The sequence below is a fragment of the Paenibacillus sp. FSL H8-0104 genome (assembly GCF_038050215.1).
Lineage (GTDB): Bacteria > Bacillota > Bacilli > Paenibacillales > Paenibacillaceae > Paenibacillus > Paenibacillus amylolyticus.
In genome coordinates, this window is the sequence record NZ_JBBOTC010000001.1 from 1,519,659 (window position 1) to 1,543,487 (window position 23,829).

General features: G+C 47.0%; 25 protein-coding genes and 1 other annotated feature. Of the genes, 19 read left to right on the forward strand and 6 right to left on the reverse strand.

The window, feature by feature from the left end:
* Positions 1-24: 24 nt before the first annotated feature.
* The gene (locus NST38_RS06725) at positions 25-936 is read left to right on the forward strand and encodes a YitT family protein (RefSeq protein WP_036668942.1); all 912 of its coding nucleotides are present in this window, start codon (positions 25-27) and stop codon (positions 934-936) included.
* A gap of 55 nt (positions 937-991) precedes the next feature.
* Here the strand turns inward: NST38_RS06725 and ligD are convergent, their stop codons facing one another.
* From ligD to ku, 5 genes are all read right to left on the reverse strand, one after another.
* The gene (gene ligD, locus NST38_RS06730) at positions 992-1,882 is read right to left on the reverse strand and encodes a non-homologous end-joining DNA ligase (RefSeq protein WP_076251456.1); all 891 of its coding nucleotides are present in this window, start codon (positions 1,880-1,882) and stop codon (positions 992-994) included.
* Positions 1,883-1,953: 71 nt separating this feature from the next.
* Positions 1,954-2,904, reverse strand: coding sequence for an ATP-dependent DNA ligase (locus tag NST38_RS06735; protein ID WP_076251458.1), 951 nt, complete (start codon positions 2,902-2,904; stop codon positions 1,954-1,956).
* A 35-nt stretch (positions 2,905-2,939) separates the two neighbouring features.
* Complete coding sequence (locus NST38_RS06740) at positions 2,940-4,052, reverse strand: GerAB/ArcD/ProY family transporter (protein WP_076251460.1); 1,113 nt, start codon at positions 4,050-4,052, stop codon at positions 2,940-2,942.
* 177 nt (positions 4,053-4,229) lie between these two features.
* On the reverse strand, positions 4,230-5,099 hold the full coding sequence (locus NST38_RS06745) for a VOC family protein (RefSeq protein WP_076251462.1): 870 nt from the start codon (positions 5,097-5,099) through the stop codon (positions 4,230-4,232).
* Positions 5,100-5,415: 316 nt separating this feature from the next.
* Positions 5,416-6,330: a non-homologous end joining protein Ku gene (gene ku / locus NST38_RS06750; RefSeq protein ID WP_076251464.1), complete on the reverse strand. Its 915-nt coding sequence runs from the start codon at positions 6,328-6,330 to the stop codon at positions 5,416-5,418.
* 202 nt (positions 6,331-6,532) lie between these two features.
* Between ku and NST38_RS06755 the strand changes: the two genes are divergently transcribed.
* From NST38_RS06755 to NST38_RS06785, 8 genes are all read left to right on the forward strand, one after another.
* Positions 6,533-6,829 (forward strand): hypothetical protein, encoded by a 297-nt coding sequence (locus NST38_RS06755; RefSeq protein ID WP_036668952.1) that lies wholly within the window; start codon positions 6,533-6,535, stop codon positions 6,827-6,829.
* 4 nt (positions 6,830-6,833) lie between these two features.
* Positions 6,834-7,010: an H-type small acid-soluble spore protein gene (locus NST38_RS06760; RefSeq protein WP_026081228.1), complete on the forward strand. Its 177-nt coding sequence runs from the start codon at positions 6,834-6,836 to the stop codon at positions 7,008-7,010.
* Positions 7,011-7,276: 266 nt separating this feature from the next.
* Positions 7,277-7,759: a tRNA (adenosine(37)-N6)-threonylcarbamoyltransferase complex ATPase subunit type 1 TsaE gene (gene tsaE / locus NST38_RS06765; RefSeq protein ID WP_036668953.1), complete on the forward strand. Its 483-nt coding sequence runs from the start codon at positions 7,277-7,279 to the stop codon at positions 7,757-7,759.
* A 2-nt stretch (positions 7,760-7,761) separates the two neighbouring features.
* The gene (gene tsaB, locus NST38_RS06770; RefSeq protein ID WP_036669213.1) at positions 7,762-8,610 is read left to right on the forward strand and encodes a tRNA (adenosine(37)-N6)-threonylcarbamoyltransferase complex dimerization subunit type 1 TsaB; all 849 of its coding nucleotides are present in this window, start codon (positions 7,762-7,764) and stop codon (positions 8,608-8,610) included.
* A gap of 17 nt (positions 8,611-8,627) precedes the next feature.
* On the forward strand, positions 8,628-9,149 hold the full coding sequence (gene rimI, locus NST38_RS06775; RefSeq protein ID WP_076251466.1) for a ribosomal protein S18-alanine N-acetyltransferase: 522 nt from the start codon (positions 8,628-8,630) through the stop codon (positions 9,147-9,149).
* Complete coding sequence (gene tsaD, locus NST38_RS06780) at positions 9,146-10,201, forward strand: tRNA (adenosine(37)-N6)-threonylcarbamoyltransferase complex transferase subunit TsaD (RefSeq protein ID WP_076251469.1); 1,056 nt, start codon at positions 9,146-9,148, stop codon at positions 10,199-10,201. The genes rimI and tsaD overlap by 4 nt, the downstream gene beginning before the upstream one ends.
* Positions 10,202-10,588: 387 nt before the next feature.
* Entirely contained in the window at positions 10,589-10,735 is a 147-nt protein-coding gene (locus tag NST38_RS31610) for a hypothetical protein (protein ID WP_422395246.1), read from the forward strand.
* Positions 10,710-11,048: a binding site (T-box leader), on the forward strand. It overlaps the preceding gene by 26 nt.
* 218 nt (positions 11,049-11,266) lie before the next feature.
* On the forward strand, positions 11,267-12,826 hold the full coding sequence (locus tag NST38_RS06785) for a 2-isopropylmalate synthase (RefSeq protein ID WP_076251471.1): 1,560 nt from the start codon (positions 11,267-11,269) through the stop codon (positions 12,824-12,826).
* Between the two features lie 652 nt (positions 12,827-13,478).
* Here NST38_RS06785 and NST38_RS06790 read toward each other — a convergent pair.
* Positions 13,479-15,437, reverse strand: coding sequence for an ABC-F family ATP-binding cassette domain-containing protein (locus tag NST38_RS06790; RefSeq protein ID WP_076251473.1), 1,959 nt, complete (start codon positions 15,435-15,437; stop codon positions 13,479-13,481).
* Positions 15,438-15,716: 279 nt separating this feature from the next.
* Between NST38_RS06790 and NST38_RS06795 the strand changes: the two genes are divergently transcribed.
* The 10 genes from NST38_RS06795 (at position 15,717) to NST38_RS06840 (ending at position 23,793) form a co-directional block, all read left to right on the forward strand.
* On the forward strand, positions 15,717-16,355 hold the full coding sequence (locus tag NST38_RS06795; RefSeq protein WP_076251475.1) for a 5-formyltetrahydrofolate cyclo-ligase: 639 nt from the start codon (positions 15,717-15,719) through the stop codon (positions 16,353-16,355).
* Between the two features lie 27 nt (positions 16,356-16,382).
* Entirely contained in the window at positions 16,383-16,874 is a 492-nt protein-coding gene (gene moaC / locus NST38_RS06800) for a cyclic pyranopterin monophosphate synthase MoaC (protein ID WP_306068493.1), read from the forward strand.
* 37 nt (positions 16,875-16,911) lie between these two features.
* A complete protein-coding gene (locus NST38_RS06805) occupies positions 16,912-17,397 on the forward strand; it encodes a MogA/MoaB family molybdenum cofactor biosynthesis protein (RefSeq protein ID WP_017690080.1) in 486 nt (161 codons plus the stop codon).
* Between the two features lie 208 nt (positions 17,398-17,605).
* On the forward strand, positions 17,606-17,854 hold the full coding sequence (gene tatA / locus NST38_RS06810; protein ID WP_036611264.1) for a twin-arginine translocase TatA/TatE family subunit: 249 nt from the start codon (positions 17,606-17,608) through the stop codon (positions 17,852-17,854).
* 78 nt (positions 17,855-17,932) lie between these two features.
* A complete protein-coding gene (tatC, locus tag NST38_RS06815) occupies positions 17,933-18,715 on the forward strand; it encodes a twin-arginine translocase subunit TatC (protein ID WP_017690078.1) in 783 nt (260 codons plus the stop codon).
* 399 nt (positions 18,716-19,114) lie between these two features.
* The gene (gene groES, locus NST38_RS06820; RefSeq protein WP_017690077.1) at positions 19,115-19,396 is read left to right on the forward strand and encodes a co-chaperone GroES; all 282 of its coding nucleotides are present in this window, start codon (positions 19,115-19,117) and stop codon (positions 19,394-19,396) included.
* Positions 19,397-19,469: 73 nt separating this feature from the next.
* Positions 19,470-21,104, forward strand: a complete 1,635-nt coding sequence (gene groL / locus NST38_RS06825) for a chaperonin GroEL (protein ID WP_017690076.1) — start codon at positions 19,470-19,472, stop codon at positions 21,102-21,104.
* A gap of 301 nt (positions 21,105-21,405) precedes the next feature.
* Positions 21,406-22,125 carry a hypothetical protein gene (locus tag NST38_RS06830; RefSeq protein ID WP_076251477.1) on the forward strand — a complete coding sequence of 240 codons (720 nt, stop codon included), beginning with the start codon at positions 21,406-21,408 and terminating at the stop codon, positions 22,123-22,125.
* 153 nt (positions 22,126-22,278) lie between these two features.
* A complete protein-coding gene (locus NST38_RS06835; protein WP_017690072.1) occupies positions 22,279-22,515 on the forward strand; it encodes a hypothetical protein in 237 nt (78 codons plus the stop codon).
* Between the two features lie 219 nt (positions 22,516-22,734).
* Positions 22,735-23,793: a flavin-containing monooxygenase gene (locus NST38_RS06840; RefSeq protein WP_076251479.1), complete on the forward strand. Its 1,059-nt coding sequence runs from the start codon at positions 22,735-22,737 to the stop codon at positions 23,791-23,793.
* Positions 23,794-23,829: the final 36 nt, after the last annotated feature.

Consider the following 23,829-nt stretch of genomic DNA (forward strand, 5'->3'; position numbering starts at 1 on the left):
CACTGATTTAACGGGGGGGATACCATGTCCAATGTAACGGTGAAAGAACTAACAGCCAAGCAAGCTGACCGCGGGGTCAAAAGCTCGGTGTTTACATTAAAGCTGCTGCAACGTATTGTGATGATTCTGATCGGTGCTGCACTAATGGCTGTATCGCTTGAAGTGTTTCTCGTACCGAATGGTGTTATTGATGGTGGGATTACGGGGATTTCAATTATGGTGTCAGAACTTACACATCTGCCACTCGGAGTGTTCCTGACCTTGCTCAACTTGCCTTTCCTGATTCTGGGTTACAAGCAGATTGGTAAAACATTTGCGTTATCCACGCTGCTGGGGATCGTGGTCATGTCCATCGGGACATCATTATTGCACCATGTGCCTGCATTAACACCAGGGGAGCCTTTGCTCGGAGCTGTATTTGGCGGATTGATCCTGGGTGTGGGTGTTGGACTTGTCATTCGGTCTGGCGGTTCACTGGATGGTACGGAGATTGTGGCGATCTTGCTTAGTGAGAAGTCACCTTTGTCTGTAGGACAGATCGTATTGTTCATTAACGTGTTTATTTTTGCAGGTGCAGGATTTGTATTCGGCTGGCCGAATGCCCTGTATTCCATGATTGCATATTATATTGCGATGAAGATGATTGATATTGTGAATGAAGGACTTGACCAGTCCAAATCGGTATGGATCATTAGTGAGAAATATCGTGATATCGGTTCAGCCCTGACAGACCGTCTTGGTCGTGGTGTAACTTTCCTGGATGGAGAGGGCGGATTCAGCGGCGACGAGAAAAAGATCATTTTTGTCGTGATTACCCGTTTGGAAGAAGCGAAGCTGAAGACCATCGTTGAAGATTGGGACCCGCAAGCCTTTGTGGCTATCGGTAACATTCATGACGTGAAGGGCGGACGTTTCAAGAAAAAAGGTATCCATTAGCGATTGATATATACATGAATGATAATAGCCGACACCCTTGTGATGAGGGAGTCGGCTATTTTTTCTTCAAATGTTTGAGAATGAGCTCTACCGGTTGGGGTTCAACAGCTGCGATTAAATCACCGGTTTGGTTCAAACGTTCAATAATGTTCATCAGATGATAATCCTGGATGGAGACGTTGCTTCTAACCTCATCCCAGGTAAGGGGTGTAGAGACAGTGGCACCTGATTTGGCACGTGGTGTATAGGGAGCGGCAAGGGTCTTGCCTCCATAATGCTGGAGATAGTCAAAATAAATGCGGTCTCCACGGTCCTTTTTAAGTCGTTCCAGTGTGAACAGATCCGGGTGCTTCTGAGTGACATATTTGCCGACGAAATAACCAACCTCTCTCAATTCATCAAAGGTTACACCTTGCACAATGGGAACGATGATCTGAACTCCTGTTGCGCCCGAAGTTTTGGGAATGGACCTCAGACCAAGGGAAGTCAGGGTTTCGCCAACGATGAGTGCAGCTTGCATGATCCGCGGTTCATGTTCCTGAGAAGGGTCCAGATCAATCATCCATTCACTGGGCAGATGGCTTCCCACAGTATGCAGAGAAGGATGAAATTCAAGTGCAGCCAGATTACCAAGCCATAACAATTCGGGAAGTCCATTCATGACCACATATCGGATGCCGTCGTGAACTTCAGTGCGCACATAATCTGGTACGGGCTCAGGGGCATTCTTTTGATAGAAAAATGTTCCTCCAGCGCCGTGGGGATACCTTATCGTGGTGAGAAGTCGATTGCTCGTATACGTGAGCAGATAAGGAGCCAGAGCGGCCAGCTTTTGCAAATAGATGGCTTTGGTAACACCCGCTTCCGGCCATAAGAGCTTGTCCGGGTTGGTGACCGTCAGCTCAGTGCCTTCTATTATGATGGTTCCTTGGATCTTAGGGGCCATACAGGACACCTCCTATTGTGTAATGAGTCTTTGAATCACTAGGCTGAAACACGAGTGGTGCGATCTTCTCCTCATTGAAGAAGCTGGTTCGCCAGACAATCCTCACGGGTTACATCCGCGAAGGTCTGAATACTGGGATGGCGCAGAGTGTGATGATGAGTCAGCTCCATATATTGCACTTTGACTCCTATTCGCGGTTCCACCCAGGTGGTCTCTGCACTGCGCTCGGGTACATTATGGAATGGTCTGTCCTGCCTGATCAGAGGCTCGACTTGATGTGTGAGTTCCCGCCACGTATTGGAGTTCAGTTTGCCAGTCCCAACATGACCAATATAGACAAAATCAGGCCCGTCATATACACCGACCGCAACTGCATTCACAATACCGCTCCGGTACGTGACTCCCCCGATCATGGCATATACGTCATGCATGATTTTGACCTTCTGCCAGCGCTGATCCTTGCCCTGTATGCCATAACTGCTGGTGAGATCCTTGCAGACAATGCCTTCCATCTGATGTTGTCTCATGACCGTAAGCAGGGAAGCGGCATCAAGTGTATTGGTGACCTCCTGAACATGGGGAGCGGTGTTAAGGACCTCGTGCAACAGGCGCTGTCGATCCGCCAAAGGCTGATCCGTCACCCATTTCCCCTCATAGAACAGGATATCAAATACCATATATGTGACCGGAATCTGATGTATGGCTTGGGCGATACCTTCGGGTCTGCTCATCCGATCCCGCCGCAGAACATGATAAAACGAAGGTTTTCCGGTGTCTGGGTCCAGCGCAATAACTTCTCCATCCAAGATATAGGAGGAGCCTGAGCATAGATTGCGAGGTGTTACCAGCTCGGGATACTGTGCGGTTCGATCATGTAATCTGCGATTCACCAGACGCAGCTCCTGCCCGTCCTCATAGGCAAGCATACGGACTCCATCCCACTTGATCTGGGCAATCCATTGCGGCCCTGTGGGCAAAGTATCTCTGGATATGGGTTCGAACGGAATCAGCGGTTTGAACATGGGGAACTCCTCTCTCGTACACCAATTAGCTCAGGTTAATTCGGAATTTTACTATATTTTTTGAAGCGGGACTTCATATGATGCACCAGAATGAGCAGTAACGGAAGTGCTATACCACAGGTCAGATCCCAATCAATCCAATAGGGAATAACGACCTTGAGATAAAAGTTCTCGTTTGGAGAGATTAGAATAGACATGGCGAGAATAAGCATGGCACCCGGCAGGATCAGCGAACGGTTACTGGACAAGCGAAACAGGTGAGCGACGCCCAGGACAAAACCGTAAAAGAACAGAGCGGCTTTGAAGAAAACAGCGATAATCCAGACCGATGCTATGAAAGCTTCGATGCGTTGCATAAAGTTTCCGATATTGATCTTCTGTGAAAGGTTGAATGAAGCGAACCAGTGATGCTGGGTCATCCATGGTCCCATAACGAGCAGACACATACTTAGCGTCAGCGTGAGTAACAATCCGCCAATCATCCCTGCTAACAGAATGTCCTTCTCCAGATGGGGCTCATTTTTAGTGTAGGGAAAAAGCATCATGAAGATGCACAACTCGCAGTAGGGATATGTGAGTACAGCAACAAAACCTTTGAATGGATCAAGAAACCCTTGTGCCAGCACAGGTTGGATGTTGGCCAAACGTATATGGGGGATTAGACACACCGTCAGAATAAGTAGAAACAACACGATCAGAGGAAGAAAGACCTCAGCAGTTTTACCAATGCTCTCCAGACCCGACAGAAGCCCCCAGACAAGCGAACACATAAAAACCAAATGCAGAATCAGTAATGGAGATTCCGGCAAGATCTGAGTAGACATAAAATCGCCAATCTCCCTAATGAACGTTGAGGTACTGATCAGGAAATAAAAGAGATAAAAAGAGCCAAACAAGGTTCCGATCCAGGGTCCCAGTGTTCGAAGAGCATTTTGAATCAGATTCAACCGGGGATGCAGTTTGTAGGCAACTAGCATAATGAAGAGTATTCCCAAGCCCCCTGCGACTCCCAATAAGGCTGATAACCAGGCATCCTGATGAGCGTAGGATGTGATCATGGAAGGGAAGACCAGAATCTGCTCCCCAATGGTGCACAGGAACATGAGTGAAGCGAGCTGTCTAACAGTCAAACGTCCCTTTTCGATCATGAGGTATCTCCTTAACATATCTTGTCTATGTATTGGTTAGAATGCACCAATTGTGCCAGTTTTATAAAAGCCAACTCAAAAAGCCCGGGTAACTGATCTCTCTGTGATGTAGAGAAATCAGTTACCCGGGCTTAATAAAATGAGGTTAAGCAAGCATATTGTAACGCCTAAACTAAATCAGTTCGCAGTTGTCAGACGTATACGAATATTTTGTGGGTCTACCGTAAACCAGGTACCCTCCACTTGGGTAACGACTGCACCGGATTGACGCAATTGTTCAAGTGCCTGATCCAATTGTTCCTGTGTGGCGTACACAATGGTGAAGTAGTCAATTCCTGTAGCGTTATCTGGATTAACAGGTGCGTTCACTCCCGCCCAGATATTAAGTCCCAGATGATGATGATAGCCACCTGCGGATACAAAGAGTGCTGACATGTTGGCGAAGTTACCCACGATATCAAAACCGAGTATGCCGGTGTAATAGTTGCGTGCTTCTTCCAGGCTTCGGACGTGGAAATGTACATGACCAATAACGGTGCCAGCAGGCAGGCCCTGCCAAGGTTCATTCTCCGAGATGGCAAACAGGCTTTCCGCATCAACAGGATCACTTGCCATCACGTAGTTATTGTCGCTATCCCGTTTCCAGGTATCACGTGCACGGTCGGCATAGATCTCAATCCCGTTCTGATCGGGATCGGAGATATAGAAGGCTTCGCTGACCAAGTGATCGCCTTGGCCGATATCGATACCGGATGCAGCCAGATTACGAAGAGCAAGACCCAGGGACTTGCGGTCAGGCAGCAGGATGGCGAAATGATACAAGCCAGCGTGTGAGCGTTCCGGCAGGGTAATTCCATCCGTGAGCTCTTCCAATCGCAGCAGGGACTGTTTTCCGTCGGCTGTCAACGTGGCCACTTTGCCACTACGCTCCAGTAATTTTAATCCAACCACTTCGGTATAGAACTTAATTGAACGGTCTAGGTTCATAATTCGCAGACTCACTTCACCCAGATGGGTTGTGGCAGGGATTTGATATGTTGTATTCATGATTGTTTCCTCCTGATAATAGATAATATGGGTGCTCGTTTAATTGTGTATATGCGTTGAAAACGGATTATTTAATTGCATACTGTTGAAGTAGAATTACAGGGTGACTGTATATTCATAAATAAGTTACTTTTCATAAGTTAATATAAAATATAAATCAGCTTTCGTCAATTGTATTTTGCAATTATAACTGGAGTTTTAGTGGAATGAATTGTTCCAATAGTTCTGTAAAACAAAAAAATCCGACTGTAAAGCCGGACTTGAGTTGAACGCATTACACACGCATATAACGGAATCGGTCTTGCCTTAGCGACATTCAAACTTTTGGTTTGGTTGTCGCCTTTTTTCTTTTGGCTGGTGCAGCAGGTGTATCGGATTCTCCTCCGGCAACCGCTTGAGCAGGCGTTTTTCGCGGTGCACGTTTCTTAGGCTTGGCCGTTGTTGTCCCAGGGTCAGCCGGAATAGGCTTCACGGCCTCGATACTTGCCTGCAAGGCAGCCATTAAATCCATCACATTGGCTTCAGGTTTGGCTGGAGCAATCTTGATTTCTTCACCTGCCACTTTGTGCTGGATAAGATCCAGCAGTTTGCTGCGATAGTCATCGGTGTATTTACCGGGTTCAAAAGGTGTGGACAATTGATCAATCAGCAACTTTGCCATCGTGAGTTCCTTTTCATTTACGTTCTGCACTTCCGGCAAGTTGGGCACCTGGGAGACAGGACGAATCTCGTCCGGATAGAAAATCGTCTCCATGGAGAGGCAATCTTCCAGCACGCGTATGGCAGCCAGGCTGCTCTTCGAGCGAATGGAGATTTTGGCGATGCCAATTTTGCCGGTATCCCGCATTGCGTTCATCAACAGCTGGTAAGCATTTCCACCAGCCTGATCGGGCGATAGGTAATATGTTTTCTGGAAATAGATCGGATCAATCTCAGTCAAGTCGACAAAATCCAGTATGGTAATGGTTTTGCTGGTGGAATCATTTAACGCTTCCAATTCATCTTTCTCGAAGAGAACAAACTTTCCTTTTTCATATTCATAGCCTTTGGTGATCTCTTCCCACTTCACATCCACTTCACAGGAGGGACATTGACGAACATAAGCGAGCGGGCTGCCGCAGACTTTATGGATGTAGCGCATCGAGATGTCTTTGTCTTCGGTAGCCGAGAACATTTTGACAGGGACATGCACAAGGCCAAAACTGATTGCACCTTTCCAGACGGTATGCATAGATCGGCTCCTTTCATTGAGGTACCTTTATATTTAATAGTATGGGCATCTGGCGCGAGGGATAATCGTCTTGTAGACGAACGAATTCGTATGGTTCGGCGAGACTCGGGGATGATAACAGAAACATGTTTGGATTCCGACAGGAAGACGAGCATGGAATTAGGTAGTTATTCTCGCAGCACATATGCCGGGAGGTGCAATATTGAAGAATAGACGTGATGAGGAAGAAGCACACAAGCATGCATTTTCTCCGTACCCTCTTGCTGAAGCCGAAAGTGCTGAAGAATTCTATACACCTGCTACAGCTGTAAACTGGGAAGCGGTCACTTCGGAAGAATTGCCCCTTGATCGTGAGTCGTTCATGCTCGACATTGATCGGATGGTGAATGAAGGGTTAGGCGGGGGACAGGTTACGGAAGATAACGGTTATATTGGTGAAAGTACAACAGATAGCATGGTTCGAGAGTCACATGATGATCCGGAAGGGGAGTATGAATAAGATGATGGATGCAAAGCGCGCCAAAGCGATCTATGATTCGAAGGATACCATTGCCGTTACGCTGGAGGGAGATCCAGTCTGGATCGAGAATGTGGATGAAGCCAATGGCATGGCAACCGTTCAGGTTGGCAGCAGGCCGGGAAATACCCAGACGGTTCGTGTGGATCGTTTGGAGGAGTAGATACAAGTAGCATATCGTTATTGAGGAATTCGAGAATAAATAAAAGCTCAAATATATGCATAACACGGCCGGTACCGAGAGGTGCCGGTTTTTGGTTTTTCCTAATAGGTGTCTGAAACTTCGAAGGAAGCAAGTTTTGAGACACGTCTAATAATGCACGTTATATTTCCGCTCGCCTCCTTGGATGTTGCGGGGGAAGAAAGGGACCGATATAATAAGGTTCAAAGTGAACTCAGGCGGCTGGACCGCCAAAGGTGGGGCGAATATTGAATCAGACGCACGAGCAGTGGGTGTATCAATCCCATGGCATTGCAGATACAGAAGCACTCGCTTCCGCACTCGCCAGACAGGCAAACGCCGGCATGGTGATTGCTTTGGATGGTGATCTGGGGGCGGGAAAAACGGCATTTTCACAGAAATTTGCCTGGCATTTGGGTGTACGTGATGTGGTAAGCAGTCCCACATTCACGCTAATCAAGGAGTACGAAGGGCGTCTGCCTTTATATCACATGGATGTATATCGCATATCGCTGGAAGAAGCGGATGAGCTTGGACTTGATGAATATTTCTATGGAGCCGGAGTCAGTCTGGTGGAGTGGTCGAGTATAATTCCCGAATTGCTGCCGCAAGAGCACTTGCATGTGCAGATTGAAACAACGGGCCTGGAGGATCGAACGATTACACTGGATGGGTACGGCGAGACTTATGCAGCCATATGCCGACAGTTCAGACAGAATGGAGTCAAATGATGATGGAAGATTTACAAAAAGAGCCGCGTCAGCGGTTTTTGGCGTTGGATACATCCACCGCAGTGATGGCAGCTGCGATGATGGAAGATCATGCGCTTCTGGAAGAACGCAATGAACGGGCTGAGCGTAACCATTCGGTACACGTCGTACCGGTGATGGAGCAGCTGCTGGCCGCCAGCAACACACAGCCTGGGCAACTTGACGGCATTGCCGTTGGCGTTGGCCCAGGCTCGTACACGGGCATCCGCATTGCGGTGACCGCGGCGAAGACACTGGCCTGGGCGTGGGACATCCCCGTAGCCGGGGTGTCCAGCCTTCAGGCCATCGCCTGGGGCGGCTGGCACAGCGGCCTTGCCACCAAGGCGGAAGCTGCGGCAGAAGATGCCGCAGCAGGGGCTGGCGGAACGCCATCCGCGGACCAGGGCAGCACAGGTGCTGCCCCAGTCCACTGGATCGTTCCGCTTGTGGATGCACGGCGCGGTCAAGCGTGCACCGCGCTGTTTGCCTCCGCCGGGAGCGATGCGCCCCGGCGTCTGGCGCCTGATGCCATCCGCAAGATGGACGGATGGCTGGAAGCTCTCGCCGCCCGCATGGCGGAGGCGGCGCCGGAAGAGCGGCCCGTAGCCGTCTGGATCGTCGGCGAGACGGGCCCTCATGCTGCGGCAGCGGCGGAGCTTCGCTGCCCCGCAGGAACGGCGCTCCAGCTCGTACCTTATGAGCTGGAAGGCCGCTGGGTTGGGCGCCTTGGCGCCGCCGCGCTGCTTGCAGGTCAGCGTGATGACGTGCATGCGCTGGTGCCGAACTACACCCAGCTGTCTGAAGCGGAAGCCAATCTGCTGCGCAAAGGCTGAAGGGGGAGGGGAAGCAGATGGACAATGTGGCGAATAATAAGCAGGAAGCAACGCTTCAGTTCAGGTTCATGACACTCGCGGATATTCCCGATGTGATGGAGATTGAACATGAGGCCTTTACCCTGCCCTGGACGGAAGAAGCATTTCAAAATGAATTGACACACAATCATTTTGCTAAATATATGGTGATGGAATTAGATGGAAAGGCCATTGGCTATGCAGGTATGTGGACAATCATGGATGAAGCCCATATTACCAATATTGCAGTCAGAGGCGCGTACCGTGGACGCAAGCTTGGTGAAAAGTTACTGGATGAATTAATGAGCACAGCGGCTTATCTCGGGATGGAACGAATGACGCTGGAGGTCAGAGTCTCGAACAGCATTGCTCAGCGTTTATATCAGAAAAAAGGGTTTGAATCGGCGGGTCTTCGTAAAGGATATTACTCCGATAATGGGGAAGATGCGATGATTATGTGGGCGAACTTGCCGTCTGCAGGCCGGAGCGGCGAAGAGGAAGGAAGCGTACTGGATTCATGAACGAAATTAATGAAAAAATAAATTCTGCACCATCCTACATTTTGGCGGTGGAGACAAGCTGTGATGAAACATCGGTAGCAGTAGTCAAAGATGGACGGGAAGTGCTGTCCAATCTGATCTCAAGTCAGATCGAGACCCATAAGGCATTTGGTGGTGTTGTACCTGAAGTGGCTTCACGCAAACACGTTGAAGTCATTACGTTGATGCTGGAACAGGCGATCGAACAGTCCGGCATTCGTCCGCGTGATCTAAGTGCAATTGCCGTGACGCAAGGTCCTGGACTGGTCGGGGCATTGCTGGTAGGAATCGTTGCAGCCAAAACGCTGGCGATGGCTCTGGGCAAACCGCTCATTGGCACACATCATATTGCGGGGCATATCTATGCCAACCGACTTACTCATGAACTGCAATATCCAGCGATGGCACTGGTCGTATCTGGTGGACATACAGAACTCGTGCATATGGAATTCGAGGGTAAGTTCAAACTGATTGGTCGTACACGTGATGATGCTGTAGGCGAAGCGTATGACAAAGTAGCACGTGCACTGGGTTGTCCTTATCCGGGAGGCCCGCATGTGGACCGGATGGCGTCTGAAGCGGAGGATGTAGTGCCATTACCACGGGTATGGCTGGAAGCAGGTTCGTACGATTTCAGTCTCAGTGGTCTGAAGTCTGCTGTACTGAATGTGCTCAACCAGGCCAAAATGCGCGGAGAAACCTTGGAGCCGTCTGCGGTTGCACGTGGTTTCCAGGAAGCTGTTGTTGAAGTGTTGGTGGAGAAAGCCGTTAGAGCAGTTCGTGAATATGGTTCACGTCAACTGTTATTATGTGGTGGTGTTGCAGCTAACCGTGGGTTACGCTCGGCATTACAGGAGCGATGCACGAAGGAAGGGCTTGAACTGTTAATCCCGCCAATGGAATATTGTACGGATAATGCGGCCATGATAGGAGCAGCTGCGTATCTTAAATGGCAGCGGGGAGAAATTGCTGAATTTGATGCGAAGGCAGATCCGGGACTTTCTCTGGAGGAATGGTCCGTTCAGTCCTTATAGCAAACAGTTTGAGATTAAGAGTTGACAGCAGGGATGTAAAGAATGTATATTTAGTTACAAATTTAAACAGGAATTCAGATTCCTGAACTGATAAACGCGATGAACAGGAATAGTAAGGTTATTCCCGGTCTTAGAGAGCTGCGGTATGGTGCAACGCAGTCGAAGGAAACCTGAAACTCACCTGGAAGCGGAACGATGGAACACGGTGACTCCCTGGGAGAATCCGAAGGCCGATCATGGCCCAAAGTACATGGTTACGGGTTGCCTCCGTGAATGGGCCGTTGTCGGTAGAATCGTTGTTACAAGGATCAACTGACGATAACTGAGGGGGCTTTCAGGCTGCTTCAAGTGATCCGGATATGCGAAAGCATTCAGGGGTTGTCTTGAATGAACAGGAAGGAAGTCAACAAGAGTGGTACCGCGAAGGTGAACAGCCTGTCGTCTCTTGCATTATTGCATGAGGTGGCAGGCTTTTTTGATTTTCAAAATAATGAAGTTAGGTCATATTATAAATGTGATGAACGGGAGCAGTAGAATGATAAAGCGCTCAGAGAGCTGCGGGGTGGTGCGACGCAGTGGCTGGAATCATTCGAATCTCGCCCGGGAACGGAGTTGTGGAAGCGTGGGGACGATATCAATCGCCCAGTTGTCCTGATGGACAACAACATGTGTTACACAGCAACGGTTAACCCCCGTTATAGGGTGTTTCTCCGAGTGCGAGTAGTGTCGTGCGTGCACGCACATCCAGCGGATTTCGGAGACGACGAGGTGGATGGAGTCCGGCGCAAGCCTGGCCCATCAAGCGAGAGTGGTACCGCGGAGGGGATAATAACCCGCCGTCTCTTATATGAGATGGCGGGTTATTTGTATTTGCTGCCGGCAGCAGGGTGGGCATGGGAAGAACCATATGGAGATTGAGAATCAGAAGGTCAGGGTGTAAGTCGACGTACACTCTGTCATGAAGGTAAGCAGGATATACAACGAACGAGTAATGAACATTGAACAACAAGTATAGGCACTAAACATTCAACAGGATTTATAAAAATTTGATGGAGGTTGATGAATATGACAACAACTAATAACAAACGCATGATTGAGATTTTTGATACAACGCTGCGTGATGGAGAACAGGCACCGGGAGCAAGTCTGCAGCCCGAGCAAAAGATTGAACTGGCACACCAACTGGCTTCTCTGGGTATCGACGTCATTGAGCCTGGATTCCCGATCTCCAGTCCAGGTGAGTTCGCGGCGGTTCAGGCGATTTCGAGACAGTTGCAGAACGTGGAGATCTGTGGATTCGCGCGTGCGGTCAAAGGTGATATCGATGCAGCTGTTCAAGCAACAGCGGATGCAGCACGGCGCCGAATTCACCTGTTTATCTCTTCTTCGGATATTCATATTGAGCATCAACTGCGCCGTCCGCGCAGTGAAGTGGTGGCTACCGCTCGTGAGATGGTATCTTATGCACGCCAGTTCACGGACATCGTAGAGTTCACAGCGATGGACGCTGCCCGTACCAAGATGGACGATCTGATTGAAATGGTTGAAGTCGCCATTGAAGCTGGAGCGACCATTATTAATCTGCCGGATACGGTCGGATATGCCCTGCCACATGAGTATGGCGAGATGTTCCGCCGGGTGCGTGAGGGTGCAAGAGGCGGCGATCAGGTTCGCTATAGTGCTCACTGTCACAATGATCTGGGCCTGGCCGTAGCCAATAGCTTGGCTGCGATTGCCAATGGTGCTTCTCAGATTGAAGTGACCATTAATGGTATCGGAGAACGGACAGGGAACTGTGCACTGGAAGAGCTGATTATGGCGCTGGAGACTCGGGGAGACGCAATTGGTGCAACGACGAACATTAAGCTGAATCAGCTGTATGAGACTTCACGTCAGATTAGCCGTGCGATGCACTTCCCGATTGCGTACAACAAACCAGTGGTGGGACGTAATGCATTCCAGCATGAATCCGGCATCCATCAGGATGGTCTGCTGAAGAATCGGAGCACCTATGAGATTATGGACCCGGAAGCGCTGGGTATCCCACGCAGCATGATTATTTTGGGGAAACACTCCGGTCGTCACGCCCTGAAGGATCGGGTTCGCAAATACGGTTTTGAGCCGGATGAGCAACAGATGGAGCAATTGTATGAGGTGTTCAAAGAAACCGCAGACCAGCAAAAAGTGGTCAGTGACGACCAGTTATTACAGATGGTTAGCCAGACCATGAATATTCCTGCACAGGACTATGAACTGGTTGAATTGCAGGTGACGGCGGGCAGTATGACGGATCGAATGGCCGCCGTTCGCATTCGCACAAGCGCTGGAGAACAATCTTACTCCGCTGTTGGCGGTGGACCCGTGGATGCAACCATCCGTGCGATTGGTCAGAGCATTTCCGATGATATTGCATTTGTAGATATGGAGATGCATGCCTTGAGTGGTGGAGAGGGTGCAAGTGCAGAAGCTGTAATTACCGTGGAGCGTGCAGGACGTGAGTTCCGGGGAACAGCAACACATAATGATATCGTCATGGCTGCCGGTTTGGCGTATGTAGCGGCTTGTAATGCTGCTGGGCTGAAGGCCGAGTCTTCCGAACATCATGAACAAGAAGCACATGCGTAAAACATCTTTTGCCAGATCGCATCTACAGCGGCAATAGTAGCAATTGCAATTCGATGTAAATATGCATGGCATATAGTAAATAAATGACGGGCAGGCCTTGAACGACAAAGGTCTGCTTTTGTCTTATTATGGAGGTGCATTGAGGAGTGGAAGGATGCATTTGTCAAGGTGTGACTATAGTTATCCACATATCCAGTGTAATTTGTGGGTAACTATCCCAAAGCCAAACCAGCATAGTTTTCGAAACGAAAAGGGTTTAGGGGATAGAATGACTCCTTACTATCCACAAAGTTGTGGATAAAGTGGATAACTTGGTGGATAAATATGGTTTTTGTGTGAAAAAGGCTATTCTACCGCTGTATAATTAAGCTTATTAATGTGCTTGCTATCTTGCTTTCTTGTGGATAAGTGTGAGGGACAGGGGGATGAAAATATTTCTCTCCATTCGAGTAAATTTGACAAAAGTCAAAACAGCTCCCCTAACCTCCGTATGTTAGAGTTCAATCTCAAGGAACATAAAGAAGATAAGGTGCATAGCTTCTATACGCATCCTCAACAAACAAAAAGCTGATCCCAATAAGGAATCAGCCGGTGGTATAACTATACTTGCATGGAGCCGATCAAGCCATGTTCTGAGTCTGTACTATTCGTACTATTCCATAGCTAGTTCTTCCCAGTCCTCGTATGCCTTGGTGAGTTCTGCTTTGTGTTCCTCCGATTGTTGCTGGAGTTCTTGCAGCTTCATATAATCCTGATAGATTTCAGGCAGAGCCATCTGTGCCTCAAGTTCGGTAATCTTTGTTTCCAACTCTGCAATCTGTTGTTCCAGAGCTTCCTGCTTGCGTTGTCGGTTGCGCTCTTCACGCTTCGCCTGTTTTTCCGCTTCGAATGAAGCCGCTCCGGATTTTTCGGTTGTGGCTGTGTTCAAATCGGATCTGGACGAGTTCTTGGACGAAGCCTGACGTGCCTCAGCAGCTTCACGTGCGATGTCCTCAAGCTCCTGTTTTTTCTCCACATAATCATCGTAATTACCGAGATATTGCTCTGTGCCGCCTGGATGAAGTTCAACAATGCGTTCAGCCATTTTGTTGAGGAAGTACCGGTCATGGGAGATGAACAGCAGGGTGCCTTCATAATCCATTAATGCCGCTTCCAGCACTTCTTTGGCAAACAGGTCGAGATGGTTCGTAGGCTCATCCAGAATGAGCATGTTGGCTTCCTTCAGCATCAGCTTGGAGAGAGACACACGTGCCTTCTCACCGCCGCTGAGGGAGGAGATTTTCTTGAGCACATCGTCACCGCTGAACAAAAAGTTCCCCAGTACGGTTCGAATGCGTGCTTCTTCCATCCCGGGATAGGCACTCCACAGTTCTTCCAGAACCGTGTTGGACGGATTGAGTCCAGTCTGTTCCTGATCATAATAGCCAATCTGCACTTTTGTTCCCCATTGGATCTCCCCGCTTACCGGACGTAAACTTCCCGTAAGACACTTCAGCATGGTGGATTTACCAATACCGTTTGGTCCAATCAGAGCAACCGTTTCCCCGCGTCGCAGATCGAAGGATACGTTGCGGAACAATGGAGAAGCCTCGTCATAAGCGACAGACAGCTGATCCACTCGAAGCACTTCCTTGCCTGACATAACGGCGGTTTCGAAGGAAAAATGGGCTTTTTTCAAATCTCCCATCGGTTTATCAAGCCGCTCCATTTTGTCGAGGGCTTTGCGCCGGCTTTGCGCCCGTTTGGTCGTCGAAGCACGTACAATGTTTTTCTGAACAAAATCTTCCATCTTGGAGATTTCGCCTTGCTGTTTCTCATATTGCTTCATCTGAGTTTCATATTCGGCAGCTTTGAGCTCCATATAACGGCTGTAATTGCCCGTATATTTTTTGGAGCGGTGACGTTCGATCTCAACGATGGTTGTTACAAGTCGATCAAGGAAGTACCGGTCATGGGATACCACGAGCAGTGCGCCTGAATAACCTCTCAGATAATCTTCCAACCAAGTAAGGGTGGCGATATCGAGATAGTTGGTAGGCTCGTCCAGCATGAGCAGATCAGGTGCCTGAAGCAAAATACGAGCAAGCGCAAGGCGTGTCTTCTGCCCGCCGCTTAGAGTAGCAATGGGAGTGTCTGGCGAAAATTCGCCGAATCCCATCCCGTGCAGTACGCTGCGAATGCGGGTTTCCATCTCATAACCGCCATGGTCCTTGAACCAGTCGGAGCGTTTCGCATAACGTTCCAGCAGGTCAGCATACTTTTTCTCGTCTTCCATCTGGGCAGGGTCGGCAATATCACGTTCCATCTGACGCAAATCAGCTTCAGCCTGTGTCAGGTGAGCGAAGACGTTCATCATTTCTTCCCAGATGTTACGGTCGGATTGCAGCCCGCTGTTCTGAGCGAGGTAACCGAGCGTCGTTTCTTTGGACTTGAAAATCTGTCCTCCGTCATAGGACATTTCACCGGCTACAATTTTGAGCAAAGTGGATTTCCCGGCACCGTTTACACCAACGAGGCCGATGCGCTCGCGTTCTAATATTTGTAAGTTCACGCCGTCCAGGATTGGATCGACACCAAAACGTTTGATAATTCCGGATACTTGCAGCAGCATAAAATTAAGTTCCTCCATAGGTCCAGTTCTTGATATGACAACTATATCCCAGTTTACATGAAATACAGAGCAATTGCACCGATTGGGAACGCATGGGGCATGTAGTCTTTTTGATCAATCAATGATAAACTGAAAGAAGGCATGTTATTACATGAGGATTTTGCAGAAAATGAATCATTTTAACCATTTCAACAAGATGACAACTGGTCATAACATATAAATTGTTTTTAATGAGAGCTTTTTTCTACCTTCCCTATCAACAGGAGGTTATTCAAGGATATGCAGGATCATGCGGAACTGAAAAGTCAGCTTCGATCCAGACTAAGACAGAGTCGTGATCTGATGGATGCAAGCATGCATCAGCAGGCGATGACTAAGATTAATGCTGGAGTGAAGCGGGAGCTGGAGCGCCTTAGACAGGCCAAGAGCAAGGTTGTGAACAAACCACTCGTCATATTCAGTTATCTGTCCTATGGAAGCGAAGCGTCCACAGCTTTTCTGTTTCAAGAGGGCTGGAATCATGGAGATGTGATGTTTGCACCAAAAGTGTTGGCGAATCCACCTCGAATGGAGCTACGGCGAGTGACCGGAGAACAAGATCTGGAGCCAGGCATATGGGGGATACCCGAACCTAAGGATTCCTGTGAAGTCCTGACGCCTGATGATTGGCCGGATATCGATCTCGTATTGGTACCGGGGCTTGGTTATGATCTCCACGGCGGGCGTATTGGTTATGGTGGCGGTTATTATGATCGTTTTGCCGAGATGCTTGCAGCAACATGTGTGATGACGGGCAAGAAACCGTTGATGGCTGCGATGGTATTGCCGGGTCAGTTACAAGAGGAGATCCCGATGGACCTGCTCGATCTGCGGATTGATCTGTTGATAACAACCGAAGGTATATTACATATCGAATAAAGGGTTGTGATGTGATTGAGTTCAGAAGTGAACAACGGCCAGGCTTCGGGTGGCAAACTGACCCATTTTAATGAACAGGGGCGGGCCCGGATGGTTGATATTTCAGGTAAGGAAATTACCGTACGTACGGCTGTGGCCGTAACCAAAGTGACGATGAATCCAGATACACTGGAAGCGATTCGGGAGGGCCGAATCGGCAAAGGTGATGTTCTGGCTGTGGCTCAGATTGCCGGGATTCAAGGCGCGAAGAAAACGTCGGACTGGATTCCGATGTGCCATCCACTGGCACTGACGGGTGTGGATATTCGTTTTCATGATAACGGAGTGGATGAATTACACATCGAAGTTACTGTCAAAACCGAAGGCAAAACGGGTGTTGAGATGGAGGCGCTCACGGCTGCCTCAGCTGCAGCACTGACGGTCTATGACATGTGCAAGGCCATGCAAAAAGATATGATTATCGGTCCAACCATGCTGAATTCCAAGAGTGGTGGCAAAAACGGTGATTACAGCCGATAGGCAATATTTATTTTCATAGAGGAGAAGGGTGATCTTTATGGTGTGGAGAACAGCAATCCTGACAGCCAGTGACAAAGGAGCCCGCGGGGAACGTGAGGATACGAGTGCACAAGTCATTCGGGAGCTGGTGGAAGAAGAGCTGGGTGGTCAAATCGTGGAGTACCGTATCGTTCCGGATGAACCCGATGAGATTATTGCGGCTTTGATTGAGATGACGGATTATTTTCACGCCGATCTGGTGCTGACTACCGGTGGCACGGAGCTGGCCATTCGTGATATTACTCCGGAAGCGACCCGGCGCGTAATTGAGCGGGAAGTTCCCGGGATGGCAGAGGCCATGCGGTACAGTGTAATGAGCAAAAACCGTTCTGCAATGCTGTTCCGCGGGGTATGTGGCATTCGTGGACGCACGCTGATTGTGAATCTGCCAGGTACACCAAAGGGTGTGCATGAACATCTGGCTGCCATTATGGATCAGCTTCCGGAAGCGCTGCTGATGGTTACGGGTCAGTTCAAGCAATAATTGAGCACGGACTTTGGGGCAAGATATCCGATTAGCCATGACCGTTGTTAGACTGTTCTAGTGACATCTCTTATTTGTGAATTTTGCGGGTTATGTAAGTGGTTACATCTATGGTATGATGGGCTTAAATTAAGAACGCAGCAGAGACATCTATGAACATCTGGCCGAGTATGCGCATCTTCGAAGCTTGAGACGAGGAGGAATATCAATGTTAAGTTCCATTGGACCTACGGGTTTTATTTTGCTGGCCGTGATTGCATTGTTGTTGTTTGGACCCAACAAACTTCCGGAACTGGGACGTGCAGTTGGGCGTACCTTCCGTGAATTCAAAGAGGGCGCTCGCGAGATTATCTCTGAGGATGACTCGTCCAATCGCAAAGAGCAGGAGAAGGCGAAACCGCTGGCGGCTGAGAGCACACCTGCAGACAAGCCTGCTGATAAACGCCTGCCGGAATAATCTTGACGGCAATGAAAGAGAAATCCCTTCCTGCCGGAAGGGTTTTGTATTTTAAGCTGGCAATAATGGGGGGCAGGCATGACGCAGCAAATGGAAGAAATGTCGATTACGGAACATCTGAGTGAGCTGCGCAAGCGGCTGATCTATGTACTAAGCATTTTTGTGCTGGGACTGATTGCAGGATTTTTTGTGGCGGACCCGGTATACCAATATTTGACCAAGGCAGAGTCGGCAAAAGGTTTTGTATTACATGCCTTCTCGTTCTGGGACGGGATTGGCATCTATATGAAGATTGCAGGGTTGTTCTCACTTATTATTACACTGCCGTTTACGGTGTATCAGATCTGGAAGTTTGTTAGTCCAGGGCTAAAGCCGCGCGAGCGAAAAGCAACGCTGAAGTATGTGCCCTATGTGTTTCTTTTATTTCTGACAGGTATGGCTTTCTCGTATTATGTTATTTTTCCCATGGCACTCGCCTTCACAACAGCGATTACGGAGAAGATGGGGCTTGTGGAGACCTACGGGATGAAACAGTATTTCAGCTTCCTGTTTGGCATTGTGTTGCCTGTGTCCCTGTTATTTGAACTTCCTTTACTTATTATGTTTCTGACAGGACTGCGGATTCTGAATCCAATTCGTCTTCGCAAGATGCGCAGAGTCTCTTATTTTGTTCTGATCTTCATTGCAGTGGTCATTACACCTCCAGACTTTATTTCCGACCTTCTGGTGATGATTCCCTTGCTCTTGTTATATGAGATCAGTGTGTTATTATCCGCAATCGTATATCGCAAGCAGCTTGCAGCCGATGAAGAGATCGAATCCCGCTACGTTCGTGCCGAGGATAAGAAACATGCGGGCTGAATGAGGATAAGCTGTAATGTGCCCGGAAAAGACGGTATGTTCTTATCCGGGCTATTTCTGTAGACTGCCGACAACACGACAGGACAAGCAGGCATATTATGTCCAACAATGGATACAATGGGGAAGGGACTGTCTGTTAACGTTGCAGAAGGGTTAAACAATTTCGTAGAATAAGATTAGTGAATTGCAACATAGAACCAGGCACAGCGGGTGTAATTTGGCTATGTTTGTGTAAATTCAACGTAAATTCTCGCAGGAATTCGTCAAAAGGACTTGAAATCATGCTTCAAGTTGAGTATCATAAAGTTGGTTGTTAGCACTGAACACTGTCGAGTGCTAATACATATGGCTACAACCTACAATGTAACGTTATATAATTTCAAAAGGAGGCTATTTTTCATGATCAGACCTTTAGGTGAACGCGTATTGGTAGAACCACTGGAGCAAGAACAAACAACTTCTTTCGGGATCGTACTCCCGGACTCCGCCAAAGAAAAACCGCAAGAGGGTAGAATCATTGCAGTTGGTGCTGGAGTATTGAAAGACGGCGTACGTGTAGCTCTGGAAGTGAAAGAAGGAGATCGCGTTATTTTCTCCAAATATGCCGGTACAGAAATCAAATTCGAAGGTAAAGAATATTTGATTATGAAAGAAAGCGATATTCACGCGATTCTCGACTAATTCAAATTTAATCGGATAACCGAACCATATAGCACTACCATTTTCCAACAAAAACTAGGGAGGTTTTCTTAACATGGCTAAAGACATTAAATTCAGTGAAGACGCTCGTCGCTCCATGCTTCGTGGTGTGGACGCATTGGCTAATGCAGTAAAAGTAACACTCGGTCCTAAAGGCCGCAACGTGGTTCTGGAGAAAAAATTCGGAAGCCCGCTCATCACTAACGATGGTGTAACCATTGCTAAAGAAATCGAACTGGAAGATGCATTCGAGAACATGGGTGCACAACTGGTTAAAGAAGTAGCAACAAAAACCAACGATGTTGCCGGTGACGGTACTACAACAGCAACTGTATTGGCGCAAGCGCTGATCACAGAAGGTCTGAAAAACGTAACTGCAGGCGCTAGCCCAATCGGTATCCGTAAAGGGATCGACAAAGCGGTTAAAGCTGCGGTTGCTGAATTGCAATCCATCTCCAAACCAATTGATTCCAAACAATCCATCGCACAAGTTGCAGCAATCTCTGCAGCTGACGAAGAAGTAGGCGAACTGATCGCTGAAGCTATGGAAAAAGTGGGTAAAGATGGCGTTATCACTGTAGAAGAATCCAAAGGATTCGCTACAGAGCTTGAAGTGGTTGAAGGTATGCAATTCGACCGTGGATACATCTCTCCTTACATGATCACTGATACGGACAAAATGGAAGCTGTTTTGGACAATCCGTACATCTTGATCACAGACAAAAAAATCTCCAGCACGCAAGACATCTTGCCATTGCTTGAGAAAATCGTTCAACAAGGCAAACCGCTGGTATTGATCGCTGAAGATATCGAAGGCGAAGCACTGGCTATGCTGGTTGTGAACAAATTGCGTGGTACATTCAATGCTGTAGCTGTTAAAGCTCCGGGATTCGGTGACCGTCGTAAAGCCATGCTGCAAGACATCGCTGCCCTCACTGGTGGCCAATTGATCACGGAAGAACTGGGTCTGGACCTGAAATCCGCTGTTGTGGAACAACTGGGTACAGCTCGTCAAATCCGCGTAACTAAAGAAAACACAATCATCGTTGACGGTGCTGGTAACAAATCCGATATCGATGCACGTGTTAGCCAAATCCGTACACAATTGGAAGAAACAACTTCCGAGTTCGACAAAGAGAAACTGCAAGAGCGTCTGGCTAAATTGTCCGGCGGTGTAGCAGTAATCAAAGTTGGTGCGGCTACTGAAACAGAATTGAAAGAACGCAAACTTCGCATCGAAGATGCCCTGAACGCAACTCGCGCTGCGGTTGAAGAAGGTATCGTATCCGGTGGTGGTACAGCGCTCATGAACGTATATAGCGCGGTTGCGGCTGTAGCTCTGTCCGGTGACGAGCAAACAGGCGTAAACATCGTCCTGCGTGCTCTGGAAGCACCAATCCGTACAATCGCAGCTAACGCTGGCGAAGAAGGTTCCGTAATCGTGGAACGTCTGAAAAAAGAACAAACTGGCGTAGGCTTCAACGCTGCAACTGGCGAGTGGGTTAACATGATCGAAGCTGGTATCGTTGACCCTGCGAAAGTAACTCGTTATGCATTGCAAAACGCTGCTTCCGTAGCAGCAATGTTCTTGACTACTGAAGCAGTTATCGCTGACAAACCAGAACCAGCAGGTGCTGGTGGCGGAATGCCTGATATGGGCGGTATGGGTGGAATGGGCGGCATGATGTAATAAAGGTGTAAAAACCTTTATTACATCATGTGCCTGGCAGAGTGAATTCTCGTTACGATGTGACAAGAATTTGTGAAGCAGTCACTGTTACAAATTATAAAGAATATAAAGAATATAACCACCATGTCTTAATGAACTCATTAAGGCATGGTGGTTTATTGTAATAATGCAATAATATTCTTATAGAATGATATAGTTTTACATAAGTGTCTCAATAACCTGAAAATCTTTTTTAGTGCTTTACTTTTAAGTTTGTCCTATATAAGGAATACAAAATATGCTAAATTGACGTGGAGATTATATGATTATCAAAAATTTAATAAGCTATTACGAAGAGAATGTTTCAGATTATGGATTGGTTTACAAGTACATACCGTATCTTCGTCGTTTGATTTCTTTAATTGGGCTTGCTTATGTGATTACAGCAGTTTTAATGATTATTGGTCTAATTCACAAAATGATAAGTAGTAATATCCATTATTGGTTATTTATACCTTTTATAGTTGTTTTTGTGGCTATTATATGTGTAACAAAATTCCAAGAATCTAAAATTACCAAAATTTTAAATAATAATTATCAAATATTTCTCGATCCAATGGAAGGCTGGAAAAATCAAGAATACAAAGAGAAGCAACATGGACTCTTAGTGGGCTACTTGAAACGAAATAAATTATATGAAAAACAAAAAATTGAATACCTTATAGATCGGATCAATGAACTTAGTTTAAGAAAATATCCACCACTACTAGCACCTAGTATAGTAGTAGCATTCATTTTGCCGCTCTGGAACCATTTAATTCCTATAATATATAAGTATATTTTTTTAGGATCAACTTTATGGAAAGTGGTTTTTATGCTTTTATTAGTATTATCAGTCTTTATATCTATATTTTTCACAGGGATAATTAATCTTTTGTTACATAAGTTTAAAGATACAGTGTGGTCCAAAATATTTAGGAACGAAAATACAAAGAGGAAGGAGATCAATGAGATTCTACATGATATTTATTTAAGTTTATAAAATACTGGAGATCATTTATTAAAATTTTTGAATATTTAAATTAGATATAGTGCTTTGAATAGGAAGCTCTAAGACTAAAACTTTGCTTCGATGATTTCGTATGTACTGTGATACATAGAGAGCTTATCAGTAACGACTTGAGGAGGAAATGATTTGAGAAAGGGTACAAAGTGGACATTATGGATTCTGGGCTTGATGCTCGCTGCAATTTTTATCAACTTCTTTATGAATCTATATAGCTTTGCTTATGCACTGATTACTGTGCTTATACTTGCCTTTATGGGGTGGGGATTCTTAGCAAAGTTAAAGAATGACGTTCGGCAGCATGAAGATTACCATAGAAGAGAGCATCAGTCTGCGAACGATGACATCGATAGATACACCAGGTAGAATTCAACCAACCTATCGTACTTAGCACGTAGCATACATGAGAAGTTATAAGAAACTTGCACTGAAATGATTAAAAGGCTCCCGTGAGGGAGTCTTTTTAATGGCTGATCTTGTAAAAGGAAGTAGTGATGTTTTCTTCTATTGCTAAACAAATAGTTGTTAAGTAAAATAAACATATGAACAAGTGCTCATATATTAATTCATAAAACGATATTGGGGATGATACATATGTACGATGTATTGGTTATCGGTGCTGGGCAAGCAGGCTTGGCAACAGGTTACTATCTTCAGCAGTCAGGGTTAACCTTTTTAATCGTTGACGCTGCCTCACTTGTCGGGGAATCTTGGCGTAAACGGTACGATTCCTTACATCTTTTTACCCCACGAATGTATGATGGGTTACCGGGAATGCCTCTTAGTGGAAATGAAAATAGCCTGCCAAGCAAAGATGAAATTGCAGATTATTTTGAAAACTATGCTAAACAAATGGAGCTTCCAATAAAGTTAAACTGTGAAATCTCCCGTCTCTCGAAGCAAGATGAGGTGTACTATGCTGAAACCAATGATGGAACGATTGAAGCGCGCAATATTATCGTTGCCACGGGGCCTTTCCAGACCAAAAATGTTCCTCATTTTGCGAAAGCATTATCCGAGCATGTGATTCAGCTTCACTCATCAGAATATAAAAATATCTCTCAATTGCTTCCTGGAACAACAGTAGTTGTAGGCGGAGGGAATTCAGGTGCCCAAATCGCCGTAGAGTTGACATCAGATGAACAACAAACCGTATACATATCCATAGCTCGAAATATTACCTTTAGGCCTTTGCATATTAATAAACGAAGTATATTCTGGTATTTTGAAAAGCTCGGAATATTACGTGCAAGTGCAGATCGTATGGTTGGAAAATGGTTGAGAAATCAGCCTGAGTACGTATATGGCTATGAGTTAAAAGAATTGATGACCCAGGGAAAAGTTAACCTGCGCCCACGTGCCATTAATGCAATAGATGACCGCATCCTATATGAGGATGGTAGTGAGACACGAATAGACAATATTATCTGGGCGACTGGGTTTAAGCGAAACGATAGTTGGATCGATATCAATACTGCTATTGATGCCCAAGGTGTAATTATACACAAGAGAGGCGTATCACCGGTTGCTGGACTGTACTTTTTAGGGCTACCTTGGCAAACATCTCGGGGTTCAGCACTGTTGGGATGGGTTAAATACGATGCTCAGAAAATCGTTAATCATATCAAAGGTAAGACACATTAAACTATATAAATTGAACTAATCATTTACACGATAACG

Bases quoted from the DNA above. Each gene is read 5' to 3' on its own strand.
- NST38_RS06725 (WP_036668942.1), top strand. From the start codon at position 25: ATGTCCAATGTAACGGTGAAAGAACTAACAGCCAAGCAAGCTGACCGC.
- ligD (WP_076251456.1), bottom strand. From the start codon at position 1,882: ATGGCCCCTAAGATCCAAGGAACCATCATAATAGAAGGCACTGAGCTG.
- NST38_RS06735 (WP_076251458.1), bottom strand. From the start codon at position 2,904: ATGTTCAAACCGCTGATTCCGTTCGAACCCATATCCAGAGATACTTTG.
- NST38_RS06740 (WP_076251460.1), bottom strand. From the start codon at position 4,052: ATGATCGAAAAGGGACGTTTGACTGTTAGACAGCTCGCTTCACTCATG.
- NST38_RS06745 (WP_076251462.1), bottom strand. From the start codon at position 5,099: ATGAATACAACATATCAAATCCCTGCCACAACCCATCTGGGTGAAGTG.
- ku (WP_076251464.1), bottom strand. From the start codon at position 6,330: ATGCATACCGTCTGGAAAGGTGCAATCAGTTTTGGCCTTGTGCATGTC.
- NST38_RS06760 (WP_026081228.1), top strand. From the start codon at position 6,834: ATGGATGCAAAGCGCGCCAAAGCGATCTATGATTCGAAGGATACCATT.
- tsaB (WP_036669213.1), top strand. From the start codon at position 7,762: ATGGAAGATTTACAAAAAGAGCCGCGTCAGCGGTTTTTGGCGTTGGAT.
- rimI (WP_076251466.1), top strand. From the start codon at position 8,628: ATGGACAATGTGGCGAATAATAAGCAGGAAGCAACGCTTCAGTTCAGG.
- tsaD (WP_076251469.1), top strand. From the start codon at position 9,146: ATGAACGAAATTAATGAAAAAATAAATTCTGCACCATCCTACATTTTG.
- NST38_RS31610 (WP_422395246.1), top strand. From the start codon at position 10,589: ATGAACAGGAAGGAAGTCAACAAGAGTGGTACCGCGAAGGTGAACAGC.
- NST38_RS06785 (WP_076251471.1), top strand. From the start codon at position 11,267: ATGACAACAACTAATAACAAACGCATGATTGAGATTTTTGATACAACG.
- NST38_RS06790 (WP_076251473.1), bottom strand. From the start codon at position 15,437: ATGCTGCTGCAAGTATCCGGAATTATCAAACGTTTTGGTGTCGATCCA.
- NST38_RS06795 (WP_076251475.1), top strand. From the start codon at position 15,717: ATGCAGGATCATGCGGAACTGAAAAGTCAGCTTCGATCCAGACTAAGA.
- NST38_RS06805 (WP_017690080.1), top strand. From the start codon at position 16,912: ATGGTGTGGAGAACAGCAATCCTGACAGCCAGTGACAAAGGAGCCCGC.
- tatA (WP_036611264.1), top strand. From the start codon at position 17,606: ATGTTAAGTTCCATTGGACCTACGGGTTTTATTTTGCTGGCCGTGATT.
- tatC (WP_017690078.1), top strand. From the start codon at position 17,933: ATGACGCAGCAAATGGAAGAAATGTCGATTACGGAACATCTGAGTGAG.
- groES (WP_017690077.1), top strand. From the start codon at position 19,115: ATGATCAGACCTTTAGGTGAACGCGTATTGGTAGAACCACTGGAGCAA.
- groL (WP_017690076.1), top strand. From the start codon at position 19,470: ATGGCTAAAGACATTAAATTCAGTGAAGACGCTCGTCGCTCCATGCTT.
- NST38_RS06830 (WP_076251477.1), top strand. From the start codon at position 21,406: ATGATTATCAAAAATTTAATAAGCTATTACGAAGAGAATGTTTCAGAT.
- NST38_RS06840 (WP_076251479.1), top strand. From the start codon at position 22,735: ATGATACATATGTACGATGTATTGGTTATCGGTGCTGGGCAAGCAGGC.